The sequence below is a fragment of the Stieleria sedimenti genome, assembly GCF_025060895.1.
Taxonomy (GTDB): Bacteria; Planctomycetota; Planctomycetia; order Pirellulales; family Pirellulaceae; genus Stieleria; species Stieleria sedimenti.
Window position 1 is genome coordinate 2,979 of the sequence record NZ_JANZKV010000049.1, and the last position, 24,968, is coordinate 27,946.

A 24,968-nucleotide genomic window follows, 5' to 3' on the forward strand; every position below is an offset into this window, starting at 1 on the left:
GGAACCTGGAACCTGAAACCATCCTACTTCCTCATGCTCCCGGTTTCACCTTCGCCGCGGCTGGGGCGAATGCGTTTCATCTTCATTCTCAGATTCAGGAATTCGACCATCAGGGAAAACGTCATCGCAAAGTAGACGTACCCCTTACTGATCGGCGTCCCGGAGGCCTCGCTGATCAAGACGACGCTGATCAAGATCAAGAAGGACAAGGCTAACATCTTGACGGTGGGGTGCTTCTGGACAAACTCGCTGATCTGGTTGGCGAACACGATCATCACCAAGACGCTGATCACCACGGCGATGACCATGACGGAGACTTCTTTGGCCATGCCGACGGCGGTGATCACCGAGTCGAGTGAAAAGATGATGTCCATGAACGCGATTCGAAACAACACGCCGCCGACGGTGACGCTCGACCGGTTTTCCTCCGTGATCGGGTTGATCCCGTCGGACGATCCGCCGCTGTCGCCGGGCAGGTTCCCGATCTCGGCTTCTTCTTCATGACCCTCGATCTTGTGGTGGATTTCACGCACCGCGGTCCACAACAGAAACAGACCGCCGAACAACAGGATCAGGTCTTTGCCGCTGATTTCGTCGGCCTCTTCGTTTTCGCGCAGGTACTCGACAACGGATTCCAGCGGGACATAGTCGGACAGATGAAACAGCGGCCCGACCAGTTGCATCAGGTAGCCGATCCCCAGCAGCAATAGGATTCGCATGCCCATGGCCAGCACCAGTCCGAATCGTCTGGCAAACGACCGTTTCTCGGGCGGCAAGCGTCCGGTGATGATCGCGATGAAGACGATGTTGTCGATCCCCAGCACGATCTCCATCAAGGTCAACGTCAACAACGCCATGATGGCGTCGCCGGTAAGCAGAGATCCCATTTCCGCGATCATATCCAATGCCTTTTTGTCATCGCACTAGCCGGGGCGGATCCAAGGTGACGCCAAGCCGAGAATCCCCATCAACAATAGCAGCCCCAAGGTAACGCGTCGCAGACGGTTGCGTCCGAGCCAATTGCCGAATTTAAGTCCCAGCGAGGTGACCAACAACAGGATGGGAATCGATGCACACGCATTCAACGCCGGGACGACCAATCGATCTCCAAAGAAAGCGAACAGCATGGCGATCGCCGGCGCGAGACTGGTCAGGTACATCGCGAACAAAAACCCGCGAATCTGGCGGGTGTTCCAATCATGGGCGGAGACCCAAAACACCATTGCGGGCCCGCCCATCCCGACCAACCCTTGCAAGAACCCTGAAATCGGAAAAGCGATCCAGGCCCAGATCGGCGACAGCTTTGCCTTGGGGACCGGGTGATAAACCGCCGTCGCGATGGTCGCCGCCAGCACCACGCCGCCGACGAACTGGCGGATCCGCACCAACGGAAATGCTTCTTCGATCGCGATCAGCGCGACGATTCCCAGCGGAAAGAAGGCGACGCGTCCGATGCCCGGCCAGAGAATGGTTTTCGGTCGGATCGAATCCCGTAGCGCGTAAACGCCCGCGATGTTCTGCGGAATCGTCGCCACCAACAGCGCCATGCTGGCTTCGGGGATCAAGTAACCCAGCCACAACAGGGTGGGAATGATCAGCATGCCCGCGGCGAATCCGGCTGCCGCTTGAACGAAGATGCCGACCGAGAGCACCAGCGTGACGAGCAACCAGGGAAAAAACCAGGAAACGACTTCGGGCATCGGTCGATCGCCTAACCGTCGTTGTCTTGGGTGACGTCTTCTTCGCCGACGTCACCCAATGCGTTGGCCTCAAATTCCTTGAGCAATCGGTCCAAAATCCCGTTCACAAACCGCGGGCTGTTCTTGTCGCCATAGCGTTTGATCAACACCACCGCTTCGTTGACCGCGACGCGGCCGGGCGTTTCGGCAAACAGGATCTCATAGGCCGCCATTCGCATTACGTTGCGATCGGTGATCGCCATCCGCCCCAGCGCCCAGCCCTTGGCCAAACGAGAAAGATGCCGATCCACTTGATCGCGATGTTCCAGCGTGCCGGTCAACAGTTTTTCGGCAAACGCCGACAAGGCCGAACGTCCCTGCAGTCGCGACTTGATGAACCGGCGAGCCGACACGGCATCGCGAGTGCCGTTGACGTCGGCTTCGTAAAGTAACTGTAAAACGATCTCGCGGGCGCGACGGCGGGTGGACATTCAGGATCTCGGGACGCGTGTTCTTTCGACTGAGACGCTTTTTTCGGGGATTGCAGGGGATCAGAGGCGGATTGTAGGCGCGCCCCGCCGCCGCGCCGAGCTACCTCGATTTTGCGTCCAAAACGCGGGTTGACGAATCGGCCGTCGGATTGATAATACCGCTCCTGATCAGTTGGTCAGCCCGTTGCGACGGGCCGACGTGCTTCCCCCCATGGCGTCGATCAGAATTCAAATGGGGGCCCAAGAGGGGGTATAGCTCAGTTGGGAGAGCGACGCGCTGGCAGCGCGTAGGTCGTCGGTTCAAGTCCGTCTACCTCCACTACCGGGGTTCATAGCGTGTTCCAGCCTGGAATCCATCGTGGCCTCAGTATCCTGCTGTTGCTTTCAGGACATTGATTGAATGTGTCGTCGGCACATGTTACGCCTGTTTCTTCAATTCGTGCCGAACCCATCTTTTCGCGCGATCAATCATCAGCGACCCACCCATCCTGATTCAATGGCACACCGCCTTTTTTAAGATGGTTCCCACTTCGGCGTCGCATCAGGCAGATGACTTGTCTGGTGCTTCGTCCTCAGGCGGCGTTGCGGCGGGCCTCCAATGCCAAGTTCGCGTCAGCATCTAGAGGACATGGGTAGGAATATCCCTGGTTGGCACTGCCTCTGCTACCATCTTGGGGGACGGGTGTTCAAACTAAGTGGACCCGAACGCCACGACCAGACAATCTGTTTCTGACGGCAGTCTCCCGCCTGGCTGTCACCGTAGAGGAGCATGAACCAGTCATTAACATGCGATTGAAACGGCCGCCCCGATTAACGTGATAGGCAACTGCAAATGGGTAACACGGTCAACATCACACAGATCCTTTCGAAGCTTGGATCAGGTGATTCACAGGCTCCATCTGACTTGCTGCCCCTGGTCTATGACGAATTGCGTCAGCTCGCTGCAACAAGAATGGCGGGCGAGCGGCCGGATCATACACTGCAAGCGACCGCGCTGGTCCACGAAGCCTACATGCGGCTGGTGGTTCCCAGTGACGTTCAGGACTGGGACTCGCGAGGGCATTTCTTCTCCGCTGCGGCAAAGGCGATGCAGCGAATCCTGGTCGATCATGCGCGCAGCAAAGCCGCGGCGAAGCGTGGTGGCCAGGCAGCCCATGTGGGAATGACCGAGTTCGTTGAAGATTCGACAAAAGTGACTCCTGAGCAAATACTTGAGCTGGATGAGACGCTCCAGAAGCTGGAACAGGAAGATCCCATTGTGGCGGAGTTGGTGCGACTTCGGCTGTACGCCGGTTTGTCGGTGACGGAAGCTGCGAATGTGATCGGGGTTTCTCGAACCACCGCCTACGAATACTGGGATTTTGCACTCGCCTGGTATTCCGTCGAGATTTCCGCCAGCTAGGCAATCAGGCCGCGTTCCATCGGCCGATCGGAATAAAATCTTCGGAATCCGGACGACTCGGAGTCCAGATACGCATTAGATGACAGCGCATTGCGTGCACGCCACCGATCTGCGCTTGACTCAATGCCATGACCGATCTGTCTGCCTGAGCGCGGAGTTTCGAATGTCAACCGACGCCAAGAACGATTCGTTGCGAGAGCTCTATCTGCAAACGATACGCCTGCAGGGTGACGCTGAGCGAGAGTCCTTTCTGGATGAAGCCTACGAGAATCAGCCTGAGGTTCGAAGCAATCGCCACGATTTCGGTTGGGGCGTTGCTCTTCATTTCCAGGATTGTGGAAATGATCTTGCGCTGAAGCGAAGAGTTCAAGCACTGCTGAGTGCCACGAAACAGACCAAGCCAAACCCGCTCGAAGTCGCCGTCAATCATTCACGTCATCCTACCGTCATTCCGATGCTGACCGATTTTGGCATCGCTCGCGTGATTGAGGAGAGCTTGACGGCTACAGAATCAAGCATTTTGATTGGGACACCGCTGTATATGGCGCCCGAACAGGCGAATTGTCGGCGTGACGCGATCGGGCCAGCATCCGACGTCTATTCGCTGGGTGTCATCTTGTACGAATTGGTCTTCGGCGAGCGACCCTACCGAGGCGACTCGGCCATGCAGGTGCTCGACCGCGTGCGTGCGGAAGAGACGATTCGGCTTCCTGATGTATCGGCCGTGCCAAGCGACATTAAAACGATCTGCCAGCGTTGCCTCGAGCATTCGCCCGAGTCGCGCTACCCGACCGCCGATGCCCTGGCCGAGGATTTGGATCGGTATTTACGTGGCGAGGCGATCCACACTCAGCCGATTCGTTGGTGGCATCGTTTCGGCCGCTGGACCCGGCAACCGGCGCGGATTTTCCAGGCCGGCCTGATTTCTCTTGCCATTCAAATCGCACTGCTGGCGAATTTCGCCGGTGTGGTCATTGGCCTCCACCAGGGTGCTTTTGAGGAGTCCGTCGATCCTGGCGGCACGTCGCTCGACATAGCAAAGGTCGCTTTCGCCGGGCATGCTCCTCTACTGATTCTGGCGGTGCTCTCGTTTCGTCGCATTCGCTGGTCGGTTTTCCCGGCATCCTTGCTGAGTCTGATCACGGTCTTTGTGCTGGGCCGAATCCTGTTCAACGGTGACTCGCCGATCGAGTTATACGATGATTTTCCAGCGGCCCGCTTCCTGATGCACCATTTAATTCTGGTAATGATGTCCATCCAAACGCTGGGTTATCTGGTTGCGATTCCCGCAGCCCTACGGCGGACGGTTCGCTGGTGCTGAACGAACCGATCGAACGTTGAGGCGACAGATCCAGACTCTGGACTCTCGCGGCGGTAGTTCACCGCTGTCGCGGCAATGCAAGGCGTCCGAGACGGCAAAAACGGAAGCTTCTCTCCGTGACGCTATCTGGCGTGGGTATTAGCTCATGAGATTTTCTACAGAAAACCGTCAAACTTCCGGACGAATGGTCTCGGAAACTCGCATTAGTCTTTGAGCCCGCGTTGACAGGGCCTTTTGATTTTGCAGGAGCGGTCAGAGGCGGATGGCGGCGGGGCCCATCCCCTCGCCCGCCCCGTTTCGGGTTGATCAAACGGCGCGTCCTCCCGTTAGGCCATGCACAGGCAGCCCCACCATGCGAAAGAAATCGTTGCACAATTTCCTGCCTCTCTTCCGTACCCGCGACAAGCAACGAACAAGGGTGCGAGCTGAATCGCGTCGCAAGCTGCGGAGCGAACTTTTGGAAGATCGACGCCTATTGAGTGCGGACTTTCAATTACTTAGCGACATCCATCCGGGGTCCGACTCGGCGCTCAACAACGCAAACAATTCCAACGCGTCTGAGTACGCGCGAATCGGCGACCGGGTCATCTTCGAGGCAAACGATGGACAGCACGGGACGGAACTGTGGACAACCGATGGGACCAGTGCCGGAACGAAACTTCTCAAAGACCTGAATCCGGGACCCGGCAGCGGGCTACCCTCCAATCTGACCGTTGTCGGCAACGAAATCTATTTTTCGGCAAATCGTTTGGTTCACGGAAACGATGCCTTCGAGCTTTGGAAAACCGATGGCACCACGGCGGGTACGACGCGAATCGATACGATCGCGATCGACCGTTACGACAGCCACCGGAACTTCCTGGCAGTCGACGTGGAGGACTCGCCGACGCCCAAGCTTTTCTTTACGAATGATGACGGCGTGAGCGGCAGAGAGCTGTGGGTCAGCGATGGAACCGACGTCGGGACGGGAATCGTCGCGGACCTCAATGTCGGCGCGGCTTCCAGTTCTCCCGGAAATCTCACGCCGTGGAACGATCAACTCTATTTCAGCGCACGCGGAACAAGCGGAACCGAACTTTATGTCACCGACGGCACCGAAGCAGGCACGACGGTGGTGAAAGATATTCGCCGTGGCAGCAGCAGCTCGAGTCCCAGCTACTTGACCCCTGTCGGCAACGAAATGTATTTCCGCGCCGACGACTACACCAATGGCCTCGAGTTATGGAAGACCGATGGAACGGAAGCGGGCACCGAGCTTGTCAAGAACATCTATCCGGGCGGATCCGATTCGTTCCCGACCGATTTGACGAATTTCGATGGAACGCTGTTCTTTCGCGCTCGCGACGACCAACACGGTTTCGAACTCTGGACCAGTGACGGCACCGCAGACGGAACGGTCATGGTCAAGGACCTGAATGCCGGCGTGGGCAATTCGACACCTAGTGGACTGACCGCGGCGGGCGATCTGCTCTACTTCCACGCCACGACCGGCAACGGCACCGAAACCTTTGTAAGCGATGGCACCGAAGCGGGCACCTTCCCGATCGCGACGGGCCGATTCGACTCACCGATCGAGATCGGCAACCAACTTTTCTTCATCCTCAGCGACGCCACACACGGCGTGGAACTTTGGGCCAGCGATGGCACTGCGGCGGGAACCCGGTTGGTCAAGGATATCAATCCAGGCTTGGGCAACGCCCTGAGATCGGACTTGGTCCGCTTTACCGACATCGCCGGCGAGCTTTACTTTGCCGCCGACAATGGGACCGACGGCTATCAGTTGTGGACCAGTGACGGGACGACCGCCGGCACGCAACTCGCCGCCGCCATCCGCCAACCCATTCCGATGCTCGATCTCGGCGGCCACACCTTGGTGATCGGCAGCGGAACCCACAACGGCGTTGGCACCGGTGTCGAAATCTTTATCAGCAACGACTCGCCGACCGATATTTTGATCTCTCGAACGTCGCTGAATGAGGATCTGCAAGTGGGAAGCCCGGCCGCTTCACTCTCGGCAGTCGACGCGAACACCGCCGACACGCACACCTTCGCGCTCGTTGCTGGCGAAGGTGGCACCGACAACGCCAACTTTACGATCGTCGGAGATCAGTTGGTTACCGCGACGCCGCTGGACTTTGGAACCAAACCGATCCACGACATCCGAGTATCGGCCACGGATGCCATCGGAGCAACGATCGAAAAATCGTTCACCCTCCACGTTTTTTCATCGAGTTTGTTCAAAGACGTTCATCCGGGCGAAGCGTCGGCCGATCCCCAAAATTTCACGCCTCTCGGTTCCCAGTGGTTGTTCTCGGCCACCACGCCCGGCGGCGGGAACGGGCTGTACGTTTCTGACGGCACCGCGGACGGGACGACTCTGTTGAAAGGCTTTGCAGAGGTTCCCGGAACGGAAATGATCCGCGAAATGACCGTCCACGACGGCAATGTCTACTTTGTCGTCGACGATGCGGTCGAAGGAGTCGAGTTGTGGAAGACCGATGGGACGGCATCCGGAACCCGCAAGGTCACCAGCTTCGTTAGCGGGCAACCCGGATCCGCCCCCAGCTGGCTGACCAGCAACGATGGTTTGCTGTTTTTCGTCGCCAATGACCAGGCCGGTGTCGCCCGGTTGTGGAGTTCGAATGGAACCGGGCCGGGCACCCAAATCGTCGGAAACCTCGAATCCCTTTTGCCCGGCGGTTTGACTGAACTGACCGGTGACGGCCAGAACCTGTACTTCGTCGCCGACGAGAACACGTTATGGATCAGTGACGGAACCGAGTCGGGAACCCGATTGGTCAAGGACCTTGGTGACGATGCCGTCGCGACGAGGCTGGAAGAACTGATTTCCGTTGATGGAACGATCTTCTTTCGGGCCGACGACGGCACGCACGGCAGCGAACTGTGGGTCTCCGATGGGACCGAAATCGGAACGCAACTGGTGCGCGATATTGCGAGCGATCCGGGCGTGGGCAGCCATCCTGAACAACTCATCGACGTCAACGGAACGCTGGTGTTTGTCGCCGACGATGGTTCTCGGGGACGAGAACTGTGGCGGAGCGACGGAACACCGATCGGTACCACGTTGATCGCCGACATCCATGTCGGCAGCGATTCGGCCGATCCGGCGAACCTGACCAACATCAACGGTGACCTGTACTTCTTGGCCGACGACGGGGTTCACGGGGCCGAACTCTGGCGAAGTGACCTGATCGGCACGGCCGAGATCATCGCCGATTTGGGGGCCGCCTCGACCGACCCGTCTTCGACCGCCCCTTCGCCCGCCGTCGCGTTCGCCGCCGGAGACCGTCTGGTCATCGCGGCGAATCATCCTGTTCTGGGGCGTGAGTTACTTTCCATCGCCACGAACAACAACCCCTCGGCGATCACGCTCAGCCATCAAACGATCAACGAAAATCCCGAATTGGGATCGACGGTCGGAATCCTGACGGCCGAGGATCGAAACCCGGCCGACACGCATACGTTCCAACTCGTTCCCGGCGAAGGTGACGAGGATAACCTCCGTTTCGCCGTGCAGGGGAATCGGTTGCTGACCGCCGCGGAACTGGACTACGAGAGGCAGAACACGTTTAATCTTCGCGTCCGAGCGATCGATCAATACGGGCTGGGCATCGAAGAGACCTTCACCATCCACGTCAACGATCTGCCGGAACTCGATTGGAACGGTTTCGAATTATTGCAGGACACCAACAACAACCTCATTGAGACGACCGGAGTCGCTAACCCTGAAGACTTCATTGCCGTGGGAAACAAGGTCTTCTTCACCGCCGAAGCGCCGACCAAAGGCCGCGAGCTGTTTGTGACTGACGGCACCAGCGACGGAACTCGCATCGTCAAGGACATAAGTGTCGGCGCCGCTTCTTCCCGTTTCGATTCCTTTCTCGCGCTCGGTGACAAGCTGTTGTTCGTCGCCAAAAACGAACTTTGGGTGTCCGACGGAACCAACGACGGGACCTTCCAGCTGCACCAAGGAACGGTGTACCGGACATCGCAAAGCGACGTCGTGATGATCGAATTCCAAGGGGAAGTCTATTTCTCCGCCCGTGGCGAAACGACCGGGAATTCGTACCGTCTGATGAAAACCGACGGCACGATCGAAGGCACAGCCGGGGCCGGGCCTGGCTCAAGCGTTCCCCCTTCCGGCTTCGCGGTCATGGGCGACCACCTTTATTTCAATTTGAACCATAATCTTTGGAGAAGTGACGGCACCACATCGGGAGCTGAACAGTTCATCAACAATTCGGTACTGAGATTTCCAGAGAATTTGACAACCGTCACGACGCATGACGGAAACGGTGCGGCGGTCGAGACCCTGTTCTTTACCGCCAACGATGACACGCATGGCCATGAGCTGTGGAAGTCCGACGGAACGCCTGCCGGGACTGTGATGGTGAAGGACATCCGTCCAAGTGACGTATCGTCGTTTCGACACATCGCCGACCTGACCGAAATCAACGGCGTACTCTATTTCACTGCCGATGATGACAACCACGGCGTCGAACTATGGACGAGCGACGGGACCGCGGCGGGCACCGTCATGGTCAGCGACATACAGCCGACGGGCGATTCCAACCCCGAGTGGATCACCGCGTTTGGGGATGCGGTCTTCTTTGCCGCCGACGACGGCACGCACGGGGTCGAATTGTGGAAACACGATGCAGGGGGCACCTCGCTCGTTCAAGACATCTACGCCCCGGATCAATACAACGCGCGACCCAGCGCGAATCCGAGTGAGTTGGTTGTCTTCGGCGAGAAACTGTTTTTCAACGCGACCAACGGCAGTTCGTTTTTCCGAGAGGATTTCGGTCGGGAACTGTGGGTGCTGGAAAGCGCGGACGCGACGCCACAACTGGCTGTCGATATCTTTGCCGGGACGACCGGCGGAGACCCGACCGGTATGGTGGTCGCCAACTTGCCATCCGCCGACGGAGGCTACGGAGAATCGCTCGTCTTTTCCGCCCAAGGCCGGGTCGGATTTCAACGCACGGGATTCAGCCTGTTCCGTAGCGATGGCACGCCGGAAAACACCATCCTGGTTCCAAGCTTTGACAACACCACAGGAAGCTCTAATCCGTCCGAGTTAACCGCGTCGGGCGAACTGCTGTTCTACCGAGGAGACCATCCTTTGCTCGGCCGCGAACTGTATGTCAGCGACGGTACAGAGGCCGGAACGGGACTGCTCAAGGATTTATGGAGAGGCGGAGCGGAATCGACGCCGCACAATTTTATCGACGTCGACGGTCGTTTGTTCTTCGTCGCATCGGGGGCCGACGGAAGCTATCGGCACGGACGCGAGCTGTACACCAGCGACGGAACGCCGGACGGAACCCATCTGGTCAAAGACATCAACGACACCGCGTCGAGTGCCAGTTCCAGTCCGGCTCAACTGACCGCGATCGGCGACAAACTGTACTTCACCGCCATTGATGGCACCGAGGGTTCGGGCAACCGGGAACTGTGGGTCAGCGATGGAACTGAATCGGGAACGGTCGTCGTCAAGGACTTCACTCCCGACGGCGGGAATTCAGGCATCAACGATTTGACCGCCGTCGGCGACACGCTGTTCTTCACCGTTTCCGCTGGGGGCGGCGGAGACCAATTGTGGAAGAGCGATGGGACGGAAGCCGGGACGGTCCTGGTCCGAGACCGGCATCCGGGGCCGGCCAGCACCGCCATTCGTCATCTGACCAGCGTGACCGCCACCGATGAGTTGGGCGGCCAAACTCACACGCTCTTTTTCGTTGATCTCAACCCCGACACCTCGATCTACCAGCTTTGGAAGAGCGACGGAACGACCGACGGTACCGTCCAGGTCAGTCAATTTCCCACCAACGAGTCCTGGCCATTTGACAACATGATGGATGTCGACGGCACGTTGTTCTTTACCAGCGGCCGCTTCGACGACCTGTGGAAGTCCGACGGGACGACCGAGGGCACTCAGCGGATCGCGACCTTCAAACTTCCCTTCTATTCACCCAGACTGGACCGGTTTGCCGCGGTCGACGACACGTTGTACTTCATCGTGATCGGTTACGGCGATGTCGGCACCGAGCTTTGGACTAGCGACGGCACCGAAGCAGGTACGGTGGTCGTGCGTGACATCCGCCCCGGACCGTTGGGATCCGATCCAACCGGTCTGACCAACATCGACGGAACTCTCTATTTTATCGCCAACGACGGCGTCAACGGCGAGGAACTGTGGCAGACCGACGGCACGGCCGAGGGCACGACGATCGTCGCCAACTTCACCGGTGCCGATGGCGGCGGCAGCGTCCCGACGCAACTGACCGCCGTGGGCGGAAACCTGTTCGTCGTGGCGCAAACGGCGGCGTTCGGTCGCGAACTGTACGGTCGCTTTGGGAATTTCACAAAGCCCACTCTTTCAATCACGACGACCGATCAAACCGTTGACGAAGGGGTCGGCTTTGTGACCTTGACCGCCACGATCGACACGCCGGTCGACTTCCCCATCCGTGTTCCCGTCAGTCTCGACAGCGGTACCGCCACGCTCGGCGAAGACTTCGATCGTCTTGGAACCGAACTCGTCTTTCCGCCCGGTGAAACGACAGCCAGCGTGAACGTGTCGGTCAACGACGAAGAACGCTTTGAACTGACGGAAAGTTTTTCGGTCGCTTTGGACACCAGCCCGTTCGTCGACTTCGCCCCCGGTGTCGTCCCCGTGACATTCACGGTGACAGACAACGATCTGCAACCGTACGTTTCATTCGTGGGCGCGACGTCGAATGTTTCCGCTCAAGAGGGTACGACCGTGACCATCGAGGTCGGTTTGAACGATCCGTCGCACCAAGATGTCACTGTGCCGCTGACCTTTTCGGGTACGGCGGTTCGCAACCTCGACTTTCGCGACGGTGGCTTGAACCGCCTGACCATTCCCGCCGGTCAAGCGTCGGCGACGGCGAAGCTGACCATCGTTGATGACACATTGGCCGAAGCAACCGAGCGGATCGTTGTCGAGCTGGGCACTCCGATCAACGGTAGGTTGCTCGACGAACGGGGCATCGCGACACAGCAAGTCATCGTGATCCCCCAGAACGACGCACCGAGCGTGAACTTTTCAAAGTCACTTAGCAACGTTCCCGAAGACTTCGGCGAATACTCCATCGACGTGACTCTCTCCCAACCATCGCCGCTGCCGATTCACGTGCCCTTCTCCGTCACCGGAACGGCGAACGATCAGGACTTCGTATTTGGTGACGACGAGACGTACGAACTGGTTTTCAACCCGGGCGAAACGAGCCACTCAATCTCCTTCGAAATCACCGACGACAGTCTGCTCGAACCGGGCGCGAACGAATCCGTCGAGATCAGTTTGGATGTCCCCGTCAACGCAATCCCCGGACCCACGACGCTGCACACCGTCGGTATCCGGGACAACGACATCGCAGAATTCTATTTTGAAATCGACGAACAGGAAATTTGGGAAAACGAGAATTCGACGACGATCACGGTTCATTCGTCGATCAAATCGACTCGCCCGATCACCGTGCCGCTGACCGTCTCGGGGCGGGACGGGTTTGATCGTCCCGGATATGCCAGTTTTGGTTCCGACTTCTCGCTTGGACTATCACCGCTGGTCATCAACCCCGGCCAACTGTCCACGTCACGGAGTGTCACGATCACTAATGACCGAGTGAACGAGTCCCCTGAAGAAATTCACATCGGCATCCAGCCGTCCGGCAACGGCACGCGGGTGTCGCGAACCCACGGATCGCATCAAATCACGATCAAAGACAACGACCCATTCGTTTCAATCAAGACGAACTCAGGCGACGAAACGCTCGAGGAAGCCAACGACCAAGGCTTCTTCACGGTTTCACTAACCTCGTCGACCAATGAGGACATTTGGGTTCCCTTTCGGGTCAGCGGCAATGCGGTCCAACACCGCGACTACGTCTTCAATAAAAACTCCGTCCTGATCCCCAAGGGTTCCACGTCGGGAACCCTTCGGGTCACCACTATTGCAGACGAAATCGATGACTATCAACGCAATGTCTTCGTAACGATCGAAGATCCGTTGGGCGACGCTCAGGTCGATGACGAGAACGCTTTCGCGGTGATGCGAATTAATGACGACGACGGGGCTCCGACAGTTGCCTTCGGTTCGGCACGACAGTTACACAACGGAAACCGCCTGGCCGCGGCGGATCAGCCATTCGGCGAAACCGACGGCGAGATCCGCTATGCGGTGAAGATCGACAAGGTGTCGGGAAAAGACGTCCGCGTCAAAATCAGGTTCACCGGAACCGCCACGGACAATTCGGACTTCGAGGTGACCGGGCTGGACGGCAACAGCGAGCTGAGAATCCCGGCTGGCGAGAAAGTGGGCTACTTCTCGGTGCGGGTGAAGAACGACGACAAAACCGAGCCGACCGAAACGATCAACATGTCCTTTAGTGTCGTCTACAACGCGCAGAGACCAGAACACGCTCAGGAACGCAGTATTCGGATTCTGGATGACGACGCGGAAACGATCTGCAACGAACCGCCCGCCGGTCCGGCCGGGACACTCAACTCGATCGCCCAACCGGTGTGCGAGATCGATCCGCCCCTGGGAACATCGTACGAAAGCCTCACGCAGGAACAAGTCAATGAAGTGGGCGAAATGACGCCCGGAACTCCTTCGTATTACGGTGCCACTCAGGGGTTTGTGAAAGGAGCAGTCGCTTTCTTCGACGGCAACTTCAATGGCGTGGCGGACTTCGCCGACCTGAACGGAAACCGAATCCAGGATTCCGATGAAACAAACGAACCCGTTCGCCCGACCCAGTTGAACGGCAGGTTCACCGCCCAGGTGCCGGCGGCGTTCGATCGGAACAGCGATGGATGGATCACCGCCGAAGAAGGCCGCTGGATTCTCGCCGGCGGAATCGACATCTCGATCGGGCTGCCGTTGCGGATGCAGTTCTCCGCTCCCGTCGGTCACTTCGTCATTTCGTCGCTATCAAGCGTTGTGGAACGACTCACGACCGTTCATGGACTGTCGGTCGCCGCCGCCAACCGACGAGCCGCCGAAGCCTTCGACATCCCCAGTCTGACGACCCGTGGCGCCGACCCGCTTAACGCCACGATCAGTGGCGATGGCGATGCCGCGAAGACCGAAGAAACGGCGGTCCGGATCTATGCCACCGCCCAGCCGATCGCGGACCTGTTCGCCGCTTCGGCACCGACACTTTCCACGGCTTACTTGAGTGATCTTGTATTCGGAGCCTTTGCCGATGAGATCGCCGGTGAGGGTTCGTCGCTGAATCTCAGCTACGATTCGGTGGTCGCGGGATTGATCAACCGTATCAGCAACCAGAGCGGTTTACGATTCTCTGATGATCCGGCGGTCCATCAAACCGTTGTCGACGCGGCGTCCCGAGCCATCACGGCCGGCAATCAAGCCATCGACCAAATCAGCGTGACTCTCGACCTGGACTACTTGAACCGGTTATTCCAAGTCAAGAAGGTGATGCTCGGCGAACTCTCCCCGGCGATGCGACAGGTCGTCGAGGCGGTCAGGACGCCGGAATCAATGGCGACCGAGTTCTCAGGATCGGGACTTCAAGGCAAAGTTGACGCTGCGAGGGTCGGCACGATTCTTCCCCCGTCGTTGCTGATCAACAACGCAGCCGTAGTCGAAGGCAACGATGGAACCGCGTTGATCGAGTTGACGGTCGACCTGATCGGCGATCACGACCTTCCCGTTTCGGTGGACTTCGCGACCGCCGACAACACTGCGACGGTCGACGGCGGCGATTACGATTCCGTCTCGGGCGAGTTTACCTGGGCAGCCGGAGACAATACGTCACGCGTCGTCCAAGTCCCCATTCATTCCAACACGACCTTCGACGCCGATCGCAGTCTTGTTGTGTTCCTTAGCAATGCGTCCAACGCGGTCTTGGCCAGCCACATCGGCTATGGCTACATCCTGAACGACGACACGCTACAACACACGATCGAAAACACGGATGACGGTTCGACTCGCCTCTTTCTGGAACTCGCCGAATCCGATTTTAACCTGATCGAAAGCAGCGAAACGATCGCCGGCGGCGATTTAACGCTGCCGACGGTCATGGAACTGATCGGCGACGACGCAACCAATGACTCCTTGCTGCTGAGCTTCTTGCCGTCCGCCAAGAACCATTCGGTCTCCTTTGCCGGTGGTGTCGCTGGCAATGATTCGTTGGTCTATCGGAACGGATCCTTCGCGACGATCTTGCACCAGTGGACCAGCGGCGGCGACGGCCGAACCGAACTGACCCCGTTTTCTGGCGGCGACGAATCGATCGTCCAGTGGACGCAAATCGAATCACTGCAAAGTGACCTCGGTGGTGTTCCTGAGATGATTTTCCACCTAGCCGACGAGGTCACCGACGCAACGCTCTCTCACGACGGCGAACTCCTGCAGTTGACCAGCCAAAGCAACGCCTTTGCGCCGATCAGCTTCCGACGTCCGACAGAATCTTTGATCATCCGTTCGTCCGGCGAAGACTTCCTGACCGTCGTCCCGGGGGATCCCGAACTCGAAGCGATTCTCAGCGAGATCGAAAATTTTGTCCCAGATCCGCTCGGGGATGTCACGCTCGAGAACGGCAACCTGTTGGTCACGATGCCGCAACAGGACGACGCGGAATTGACCATTCGAATCGATCCCGCCACGGCTCAGTACGTGATCACGTCGGGCACTTCAGCGATTACCGCCGGTGCGGGCACCAGTGGTACCGCGGCCAACGAAGTTCGCGTACCACAATCTAGCGTGACCAATGCGGTCAGTATCCAGGGTAGCGACGGCGCTGACGCGATGATCGTCGATTTCGGTGGCGGCAGTTTGATTCCACCCGGCGGGCTGTCGATTTCCAGCGGCCTGGGTGCTGACATTCTGACGTTGCTCGGCGATGAGACGCTCGACTGGATAGTTCAGCCCGGCTCAACGATTACCGGCAACGGATCGATCCGAATCGGGGACGCATCAGTCGGCTTCAACGGCATCGATGTTCTCCAGTTCGACTCGGCCGGAAGAATTGTACTTCAAACTCCCAACTTGGATGATGAAATTGCCATCTCTGAAGGACAACTTTCCGATGACCAAACCGACTCGCTCGTAATCTCCGGTACCAGCGACGGTGTCGCGATGACAGAACTGCGTGTCGCACGTTCGTCTTTCACTTTGGACACGACACTTCAAGACGGCGAAGACACCGTCTCGATTCTGTCCGCCGACAATGACCACCGCAACACTGGGCTTGTCGTGGAGACGGGCACGGCTGACGACGTGGTCACCGTGCTGGGGAATGTGACCTTCGCCGGACCTGTATCCATTCAATCAACTTCGCTGCTGCTCGAAGGCAACTTGGCAACCAAATCAGCAGTCGGTGGCGGCGACCTGACGCTTGACGTGAACGTCGTCGTCCGCGAAACGGTGCAACTGTCATCGGGCTTCGACCAAAATGCCGGTGATATTCGTGTCAATGGTTCGGTGTCGTTGAAAGCTGATCTTTACCTGAATTCGGGATCGGGAACCGTGGTGTTTGCGGAGCCGATCGACGGCCCCCATGCGTTGGTGGCCGAGGGCCAAGGAACCATCCAATTTCTGCAATCCGTTGGCGCTCAAAATCCTTTGGCAAGCGTTTCGGTCGATGCCGGCGGTTCGACGGGAGCCGTAGACGTCTTTACGACCGGTCGTCAAAGCTATGGAAACGACCTCGCGATCGCTGGAACGCTCGCAACGGTCGGTGAGTCGATTTCCATCGCCGGAACGACGACAACGATGGGTGACAGTCTGTTGGAGGCCGCAATGGGTTTGATTTCGTTTGGTGGTCACCTGACCGCGGACGCCTCGCTTCGCATCGTTGCGGATGATTTAACGCTGCCGCCCCAGATTCGATTCCGCATTGATGGGACCTCTGTTGATACCCAATACGCCCAATTGGCGATCGACGGTCCCATCGACTTGAGCGGGGTGGCTCTCGACTTTGCAGGATCGTATCAACCGATGCCCGGTGATGCCTTCGAACTCGTGAACAACGAGACGGTTGACAAGGTCGTGGGAATTTTTATTGGCTATCCGGAGGGTGATCCAGTCGCGATCAACGGGAGCCAGTCGGATGCGTTAATCAGCTACCTGGCAGACGACGGCAACGACGTGCATCTGGTCGTCAACAATGTCGCGCCGACGGTGACACTCAGCGGTCCAGCCGCCGCGATTGAGGGCGAGACGCACACGTACAGCTTCACGACCTACGATCCAGGACCGGACACCTTTGCTCTTGTGAGCATTGATGCCGGCCCGGATGCCACCGTCTCCAATCGGGTGTTCGATCCGATCACTGGCACCGGCGACTTCGATGTCACGTTCCACGACGGCCCGAACACGACGACAGTCAGCGTCCAGCTTGAGGACTCCCACAGCACAGTCAGCAATGTCTCGACGGTCGACGTGGCAGTCACCAACGTAGCCCCTGCTTTCACGCTGGACGATGAAACACTTCTTCCACCCCTCGAAGGAGTATTTTCCCGTTCGGTGACGTTTGTCGATCTTGGTGTCGTGGACGAACATTCTGTTGATATCGATTGGGATGACGATGGCACCGTCGATGAAAGCATCGTTCTCCCTGTCGGAACCCGAACGTTTGAACTTGACCAAGTATTTGATGTGGAAGGACGTCGCAACGTTAGCGTTACCGTCAGTGATGGCGATGAGTCCGGCGTGACGACAGAAACGTTCGAATTGAACGTCATCCTAAATACGCCGCCGGTCGCTTACGATGTCCAAGTCGTCGTCAGCGAAGACGGACCGGTGGTGGAACTGCTGGCGAACTATGAAGACGTCGATGTGAGCGACATCCATATCTTTAGCGTTGACACCACCGGCACGATTGGAACAGTCACGAACAATGGCGACGGAACCTTCACGTACGCTCCGGCCGGAAGGTTCGAAACACTGCCCGGCGGCTCATCCGACACTGATCGATTCACGTACACCGTTGACGACGGAAACGGCGGCACGAGCACCGCGAGCGTAAGGGTGAGGATCGATGGCCAAAATGACCCCGCATCGATTACCGGTGTGGCGACAGGCGGCACCGATGAAGATTCAATCGCAACGATTTCGGGCGTGTTGACAGTCGCGGACGTCGATGCTGGTGAAACGGTTTTCCAATCGAGCAGCCAAACAGGAACCTATGGAGCATTCGCCATCAATCCCTCCGGCAATTGGAGCTATGTGTTGGACAACGCGGCGGCTCAGAGCCTGAATGCGGGTGATTTGGTCACCGATTCGTTTACTGCCAGCTCGGTCGACGGGACCGCCAACGAGACGGTTTCCATCACGATCGAAGGATTGAACGACGTAGCCTCAATCTCTGGCGTTGCGACCGGACAAACAAACGAGGATTCGCTTACGAGTGTACCTGGCGGGCTGCTCGTGACGGATCTCGACGACGGTGAAAACCGATTCGTTCCCGAAACCGATTTGGCTGGCAACTTCGGAACGTTCAGCATCGATGCGACAGGCGACTGGACCTACGTGCTCGACAATTCATCCGTTCAACCCATGAGCGCGAATGAAGTCGAAACCGATTCCTTTGCGGTTGTCTCACTAGACGGCACCGCCACGGAGACTGCGGTCGTTACGATTGACGGTAAAAATGATGCCCCGTTCGCATCGGCTGAATCTTACGCGGTCAGCGAAGATCACACCTTGACGATTCCGGTTGGCGTCGGATTGTTGGCCAACGACACTGACATCGATCGGCTTGACTCACTATCGGTGTTCGCGATCAACGGTGAAACCGCCGCAGTGGGAGTGCCCACGCCACTGGCCCATGGTGTTTTGACGGTGCAGGCTGACGGATCGTTGCAATATCAACCCGGTGTGACCAGCGACCTTGCCGGACAGACCGAGACTTTTACCTACACTGTCACCGATGGAAATGGTGGATTGGCTGACGCAAATGTCAGCATCGAGATTACGCCCGCCATCGCTGAGGGTTCGATCGAATTGACTGGCGACATTCTACGTGTCGGAGGCACCGAGAACGATGACGTGCTCCTCTTCGGCGAAAGCAACGGAATGCTTACGTTGAACGGAGAAAACACCGGAGTTCCGCTTGCCGAAGTCGATGAAATTCGTATTTGGTCGCGTGAGGGTAACGATACGATTGATCTGGGTAGCTTAAATATCAAATCGATGGTACATGCGGGCCAAGGAGATGATCATGTTTCTGGTGGCAGTAACTCCGACCTCATTTTTGGTGGGTCGGGGAATGACCAAATCGTTGGTGGCAGCGGCGATGACTTTCTGGTCGGTGGACCGGGGGCCGATCGGATGGTTGGTTCAGCCGGTCATGATATTCTGATGTCCGAACAATTCACTGAGTCCACGTTGCGTGAAGAGATTGATCATTTGCTTGACCAATGGATCGATCAGGCTGTCGAAGTTGACGCAACTGATGCCACCGATGAAATCTTCAGCGATAACGACGAGGACAAGCTTACCGGCGGATCCGGTTCTGATTGGTTTATGATCGGCGCCGGAGACCGCATCACGGACCTCAAGAAAAACAATCGGGCCGGAGACTTCGTTACAGAGCTATAGGCGTGAGCTCGGACCGCAGCTGAGGCTGACGTGATTTGATTTCAACGAGAGCAGACGATCGCTTTGAGGGATCGTCTGCTTGGCCGGAAACGCTGGTAGCAGGTCGGCTAAAACAGCTCGCAATCTTGGCGTTGGCAAATTTCTGTCGATATGTCTAATGAAATCACTCCAAATGGCGGACGTTTCGCAGTCCGATCTCGCATTGGACTGTGAACACGCTTGGGGTTGCCCAAGCTAATCCGAGTCGCGATTTCCCGGAGACCGGATGATGGCCAGACCTTCAAGCTCAAGCCGACGCAGCTCAAGAACGACGAACCGTCGCGGGAACCCAAACGCAAAGCGTCGGAGACTGGTCGCAGGCCTGGAAAAACTCGAAGGTCGCCAGCTGCCGGCCGCGGACGTGACGCTGTTTGCCGACAGCTTTGAATCGGGTAGCAGTTCCAATGACTGGGCTGGCAATTGGTTCGACGCAGCGAGCCACCGACGGAAATGTTTCCGCAGAGGTCGATGGCCGAGCGAGTGACTCGACCCTGACGATGAGTAGCCCGGTGGATCTTACGAGCTACGATTCGGCTGAGTCATCCTTCGATTGGTTGATCGAATCAAGGTTCGATTCCGGTGAGTATTTGGCCATGGACATTTCATCCAATGGCGGATCGAGCTGGCAGACCAATGTGCTCCGGCTCAACGGCAACTTGAGCCAAGAGAACACTTGGTACAACGAGACCGTCGACCTGAATCCTTAAATGTCGTCTGATCTGCTGGTGCGATTCCGAGCCAAAGTCAGCCGCAGCAACGAAGATGCCAACGTTGATAACGTGATGATTTCCGGCACCCCCATTCCAACCGAACCACTCGCCGAGTTCACACCGCTGGGTTTCTTGCCGGGTGCGACTTCCAGCGATCCTAGAGGGATGTCGGCGGATGGCCGGTACATCGTGGGAAACTCTGGGGATCAGGCGTATCGCTGGAGTCGAGATCAGGGAATGATCGATTTAGGGACCTTCAAAGCCGATGACGTATCCACGACGGATCCGTGGTCGTCGGAGGCGACGGCGTGAGCAACGGTTATCGCTGGGAGAACGGGATCTTGTCCGTCGTTGGCGATCTTACGACCATTGGTCGCACGGAGGACGATCCCGGCGGGACGAGAATGGCCAGCGTCCACCGAGTCTCCGCAGACGGATCTGTCATGGTTGGCAATACGCCGGTAATTAATGGAGAGGCGGGTTCTTTTCGAATCGTCGGCGGGGACATACAACCCATTGGGGACCTGCCGGGCAACGCCCATAACAGTGGTGCGCGAGCCGTATCAGCGGATGGCTCCGTCGTCGTCGGCTGCGGTCACTCTGTCAATAGCGACGAAGCCTACCGCTGGGAGACCTTCCCGGGGGAGGATTTAAGAGCCTCGCGTGGACCGTATCGGAAAACGGTCGGTTCGTCGTTGGCCAAAGTGAATCCGCAGCAGGAGTGGAGGCGTATCTATGGTCCAGCGAAACCGGCATGGTCGGTCTCGGGCACCTTCCCGGAGCGACCGTGGATAGTCGCGCACGCGGGGTGAGTGGCGATGGATCGGTTGTCATCGGAAAAGCGAACGACAGCGCATACATTTGGGATAGTGTCAACGGAATGCGCAATCTTCAGAACGTCCTGATCGAAGAATACGGGCTGGGCGATGCTCTTGCAGGCTGGAGGCTTCGTCGAGCGTTAGCAATTTCCGAAGACGGCCTGATCATCACCGGTCACGGGATCAATCCAAGTGGCGCGACCGAGTCATTCGTCGTCGACCTCGATCTCTCAAGTGATGTTGGCAACCAGACACCAACGGCGGATGTCGGTGCGGATCAGACGCTCAACGACGCGGGAGGAAATGGCGACGGGTTTGTGATGCTGACGGGCAGCGGCAGCGACTCCGATGGCGAAGTTGTCTCCTATGAATGGCGGCAAGGTTCAACGATTCTGGGTACAACCGCAGACATCACGCCCACGCTCCCGATCGGAAACCACGAACTCACCTTGACGGTGACGGATAACGAGGGAGCATCTTCCACCGATACCGTGGTTGTGACTGTTGATGAAGTCGATATCAAGCCGGTGAAGGTATTCATCTTGGCGGGACAGTCGAACATGACGGGAACCGCCTCAGCTGATAATCTCGATCCGTCGTGGAACGTGCCGCAAGACGACGTCTGGATTTGGCTCGATCACAACATGGACGGAGGCCAATGGACGACTGTGACGCCGGGACACGGTTGGGGAACCCACGCCCCACGGCCTGAGGAGGCCGAAGGGCTCGATTCAAGAAACGGACTGTGACCAGAACTCAGCCTGGCTCGAACACTTGCCGACGAATATCCAGACCATCGCATCGCGCTAATCAAACACGGCGACGGGGGACGCGATCTTGCCGAACACTTAAATCCCGATAACGTCGGTCCGCCTGAATCTTCCCAGCACATGTGGAACGGCCTGCTGAAGAAAACGGAGGACGCGGCTATTGCAAATGCCACGGCTACGTTGATGTCATCGCCAGTTGCCAAGGGCGGCGGATCCGACTCGCCGTTTGATGCCTGGTTGATCAATCATCGGCAATACGTGGATTCAAACAGTGAAGGCGATTTGGTCGTGGACACCAATCAAAATGGTCGCGTCACTGCACTTGATGCTCGGCTTGTCATCAACCGCGACGAACAAGACGCGTTGACGGGCGACGGGCCTATCTAAATGCCATCTTTCAATGGCTTCGGTTGCCCTGATCTCTTCTTCGGCATGACGTCTTCAGCGCAGACCGTCCGTGTTCAGGGTGCCGGTCTTCCACTCAGTAGCCCGCAAGTCTGTGGCCCGCAGCGTATGAATGGTCAGACCGGTCAGGTCGCGATCCGACTTTGGCGAGGCAAGACTCGTGATGTAACCGACGATGAAGCACGTGGTGATGCCGCATGTCGTGTACAAGTAACCGTTGATCGCAGTGAATTTCCAAAGGCTGAACATCACCGCTGCGCCGACCAACGCGCCGGTCATCGCCCCGCTGGAACTGGCGCGTGTTGTCGTGCCGCCCAGCACGAATAGCCCCCCCAGCACGCCCATAAACAAACCGATCACGACCAGAAACGTATCGAACAGCGATTTGATTTCGGGATTGACGAACACCAGCCCCAGCAAGGTTCCGATCACACCCGTCACAAGCGTCAGTCCGCGCGCCGCAGTGAGATAGCCGCCTTCGGAATGGCAAACATGAAAAGGTCGCAGGAAGTCCGTCACCAAAGCCGTCGCGGTGGAATTCATGCTGGTCGAAACGGTCGACTGTGCCGCCGCAAAAACTCCGGCGACCACCAGCCCTGCCAAACCGATCGGCATCTCATGGGCGATGAAGTAGGGAAAGACCTGGTCGGTCGAAATCGTGGGGTCCAGTCGGCCGGGGTTCGATTGATAGAACGCGAACAGCGCCGTGCCGATGCCGAAAAACAACAGCGTCGAGGGAATCGTTAGCACGGCGTTCGTCCAGATCGAACGCGCCGCGAGCTTTTGATCGGCGGTCGTCATGTAACGCTGAACGACGGCCTGGTCGGCGGTGTAGGACGACAGGTTCTGGCCGATCGCTCCGACGACGATGACCCATAAAGCGATTTGGGCACTCGTCGGACTCAGGTGCAAGTTCGCGATCTGAAACTTGTCGGCGTTGTCTGCTGCGGTCAAGAAGCCGCCCAGTCCGCCGTCGGTGCCCATCACCAACAAGACGATCGCGAGCAGTGCTCCGCCGAACAGTACCAGCGTTTGGAGGGTGTCGGTCCAGATCACCGCTTCGACGCCCCCCATCGTGCAATAGAGAATGCTCAGCACTCCCATCAGCAACACCGATTGCGTCGGTGTCAAGGGTGTCGCGACGGCCATCGCTAATCCGGTCAATGACATCACGACGGCCATGCGAAAGAGATGGAACAGCGTGAAGCTGGCGCTTCCAAACAGCCTGACCGGTCGGCTGAACCGCTTTTCTAAATATTCGTACGCACTGGTGGCATCGATGCGACGAAAAAACGGCATCGCGACGAATACCGCCACAATCGCGACGACCGGGATCATGAAATTGCCGATCGAATAGACCCAGTCCTGCGCATACGCCTTGGACGGGATGCCGGTGAACGTCAACGAACTCAGCATCGTCGCGAAGATGCTGCACCCAGCCGCCCACCAGGGAATGTGGCGGCCCCCGCGAAAGAAGTCGTCCGTATTCTTGTTCTTTCGCGCAAAATAAACTCCGACGCCGACCATCGATGCCAGATAGCCGAACAGCACCACATAGTTGACCATTCCGAAACTGTGATCGGTTCGCTGGACTGCAACGCGATAGACGTTCGGCGTGCGGGTGCGTGGTCGCACTTCACCGGTCGGCACGATGATCTCGTCGCCCCACTGGACGGCCGTGGTCGTCACCTGGGTGACGGGATTGTTTCCGGCGGAAACCCAAGTGTCGGTGATGGTGTGGTAGGCAGCCGTTTCGTTGCCAAAGCCTGGATGGTCATCCTTGAGCGCGTCGGATCGGAAGAACAGTTCCTCGGTGGCGCCGCCGAGGACGAGTAGATGACTTTGCCCATACTTGATACTCGTTCCGGCCATCCAGCATCGCGGTGCGTCGCTTCGTTGTCGCCAGCTGGCGGTGTTGGGATTGAATTCCCAAACGTCGCGCAGAAACTGGTAGCTGTCAGGGTCGTCGGCAGGCCCGTCTTGGTTGCGCCCGCTGATGACGTACACGCAATCGTTGTAGCCGTTGTGTTGGCTGACGGTCAGGTTCAAGGCCCGCGGCGGTCCCGGCCAGCCGGGTAATTCCTGCCACCCGAACTCGTCGTTGCTGGTCTTTTTCGACAAGTCCAACGTCCAGAAATTCGTCATCGCGGTTTCCAACGACGGGCCGCTTTGACCGCCGGCGAGATAGATCACGTCGTCGATCCTCGTCGCGGCGGCAAACGCACAGGGTTTTGGCAGCGAAGGATACGCCGTCCTCGAAACGCGTTCAGACTGTGCGTCCCAACTCAGTACGAACACGTCGTCAAAGGTTTCTTGGGAATCGTTTCCGCCGATGCAAACCACACCGTCTGGAGTCGAGACGGACGCTCCGTACGCGATCGCCCGGGGCAGCCTGCCGCCGTCTTTCCATTCGTAATCGTCACCATCTCTGGTCATGACAAAGATGCGATCGTGCCAGACTTTGTCGTTCTCCCAAACCGGCTTGGGGAAATTCGCTCCACCGGCCACAATCATGGCGTCGTTGTGAACGCCGACAAACGGTCCCGCGAAACCGAGTTTATCGGGCATCGGCGGCAGTTCAGTCCACGACAGCATCTCCTGAGCGATCGCCTGATCGGATGATGCGACCGCTGCGAGGAAAAGCAGGATCTTGAGGAATCGTGTCATTGGATTCTTTGCGTGATTGTCGTACAGGCTGCTGTGTGATTCCATG

The 24,968-nt window shown here is 57.9% G+C and carries 12 protein-coding genes and 1 tRNA gene; 8 read left to right on the forward strand and 5 right to left on the reverse strand.

Annotated features, from left to right (window positions below; all coding sequences use genetic code 11):
• Positions 1–23: 23 nt before the first annotated feature.
• The 3 genes from NZK35_RS07890 to nusB are packed head-to-tail and all read right to left on the reverse strand — an operon-like array spanning position 24 to position 2,170.
• Entirely contained in the window at positions 24–887 is an 864-nt protein-coding gene (locus NZK35_RS07890; RefSeq protein ID WP_259631988.1) for a TerC family protein, read from the reverse strand.
• A 36-nt stretch (positions 888–923) separates the two neighbouring features.
• A complete protein-coding gene (locus NZK35_RS07895; protein ID WP_259631989.1) occupies positions 924–1,700 on the reverse strand; it encodes a sulfite exporter TauE/SafE family protein in 777 nt (258 codons plus the stop codon).
• Positions 1,701–1,711: 11 nt separating this feature from the next.
• Complete coding sequence (nusB, locus tag NZK35_RS07900) at positions 1,712–2,170, reverse strand: transcription antitermination factor NusB (protein WP_259631990.1); 459 nt, start codon at positions 2,168–2,170, stop codon at positions 1,712–1,714.
• Positions 2,171–2,416: 246 nt separating this feature from the next.
• On the opposite strand from nusB, the gene NZK35_RS07905 reads away from it, so the two are divergent.
• Positions 2,417–2,489: transfer RNA gene (locus tag NZK35_RS07905), tRNA-Ala, on the forward strand.
• A gap of 513 nt (positions 2,490–3,002) precedes the next feature.
• Positions 3,003–3,572, forward strand: a complete 570-nt coding sequence (locus NZK35_RS07910; protein ID WP_259631991.1) for a sigma-70 family RNA polymerase sigma factor — start codon at positions 3,003–3,005, stop codon at positions 3,570–3,572.
• Positions 3,573–3,738: 166 nt separating this feature from the next.
• Here the strand turns inward: NZK35_RS07910 and NZK35_RS07915 are convergent, their stop codons facing one another.
• A complete protein-coding gene (locus NZK35_RS07915; protein ID WP_259631992.1) occupies positions 3,739–4,002 on the reverse strand; it encodes a hypothetical protein in 264 nt (87 codons plus the stop codon).
• Between the two features lie 24 nt (positions 4,003–4,026).
• Here NZK35_RS07915 and NZK35_RS07920 point away from each other — a divergent pair, with 24 nt between their 5' ends.
• The 6 genes from NZK35_RS07920 to NZK35_RS07945 all read left to right on the forward strand — a co-directional run bounded on the left by NZK35_RS07920 (position 4,027) and on the right by NZK35_RS07945 (position 22,237).
• Positions 4,027–4,893: a serine/threonine protein kinase gene (locus tag NZK35_RS07920; protein WP_259631993.1), complete on the forward strand. Its 867-nt coding sequence runs from the start codon at positions 4,027–4,029 to the stop codon at positions 4,891–4,893.
• A gap of 418 nt (positions 4,894–5,311) precedes the next feature.
• On the forward strand, positions 5,312–19,513 hold the full coding sequence (locus NZK35_RS07925; protein ID WP_259631994.1) for an ELWxxDGT repeat protein: 14,202 nt from the start codon (positions 5,312–5,314) through the stop codon (positions 19,511–19,513).
• A gap of 443 nt (positions 19,514–19,956) precedes the next feature.
• Entirely contained in the window at positions 19,957–20,259 is a 303-nt protein-coding gene (locus NZK35_RS07930) for a hypothetical protein (RefSeq protein ID WP_259631995.1), read from the forward strand.
• The gene (locus NZK35_RS07935) at positions 20,260–20,574 is read left to right on the forward strand and encodes a hypothetical protein (RefSeq protein ID WP_259631996.1); all 315 of its coding nucleotides are present in this window, start codon (positions 20,260–20,262) and stop codon (positions 20,572–20,574) included.
• Positions 20,575–21,142: 568 nt separating this feature from the next.
• A complete protein-coding gene (locus NZK35_RS07940; protein ID WP_259631997.1) occupies positions 21,143–21,829 on the forward strand; it encodes a PKD domain-containing protein in 687 nt (228 codons plus the stop codon).
• 204 nt (positions 21,830–22,033) lie between these two features.
• Complete coding sequence (locus NZK35_RS07945; RefSeq protein ID WP_259631998.1) at positions 22,034–22,237, forward strand: dockerin type I domain-containing protein; 204 nt, start codon at positions 22,034–22,036, stop codon at positions 22,235–22,237.
• 54 nt (positions 22,238–22,291) lie between these two features.
• On the opposite strand, the gene NZK35_RS07950 is transcribed toward NZK35_RS07945, so the two are convergent.
• Complete coding sequence (locus tag NZK35_RS07950) at positions 22,292–24,922, reverse strand: sodium:solute symporter family transporter (protein ID WP_259631999.1); 2,631 nt, start codon at positions 24,920–24,922, stop codon at positions 22,292–22,294.
• Between the last annotated feature and the right edge of the window lie 46 nt (positions 24,923–24,968).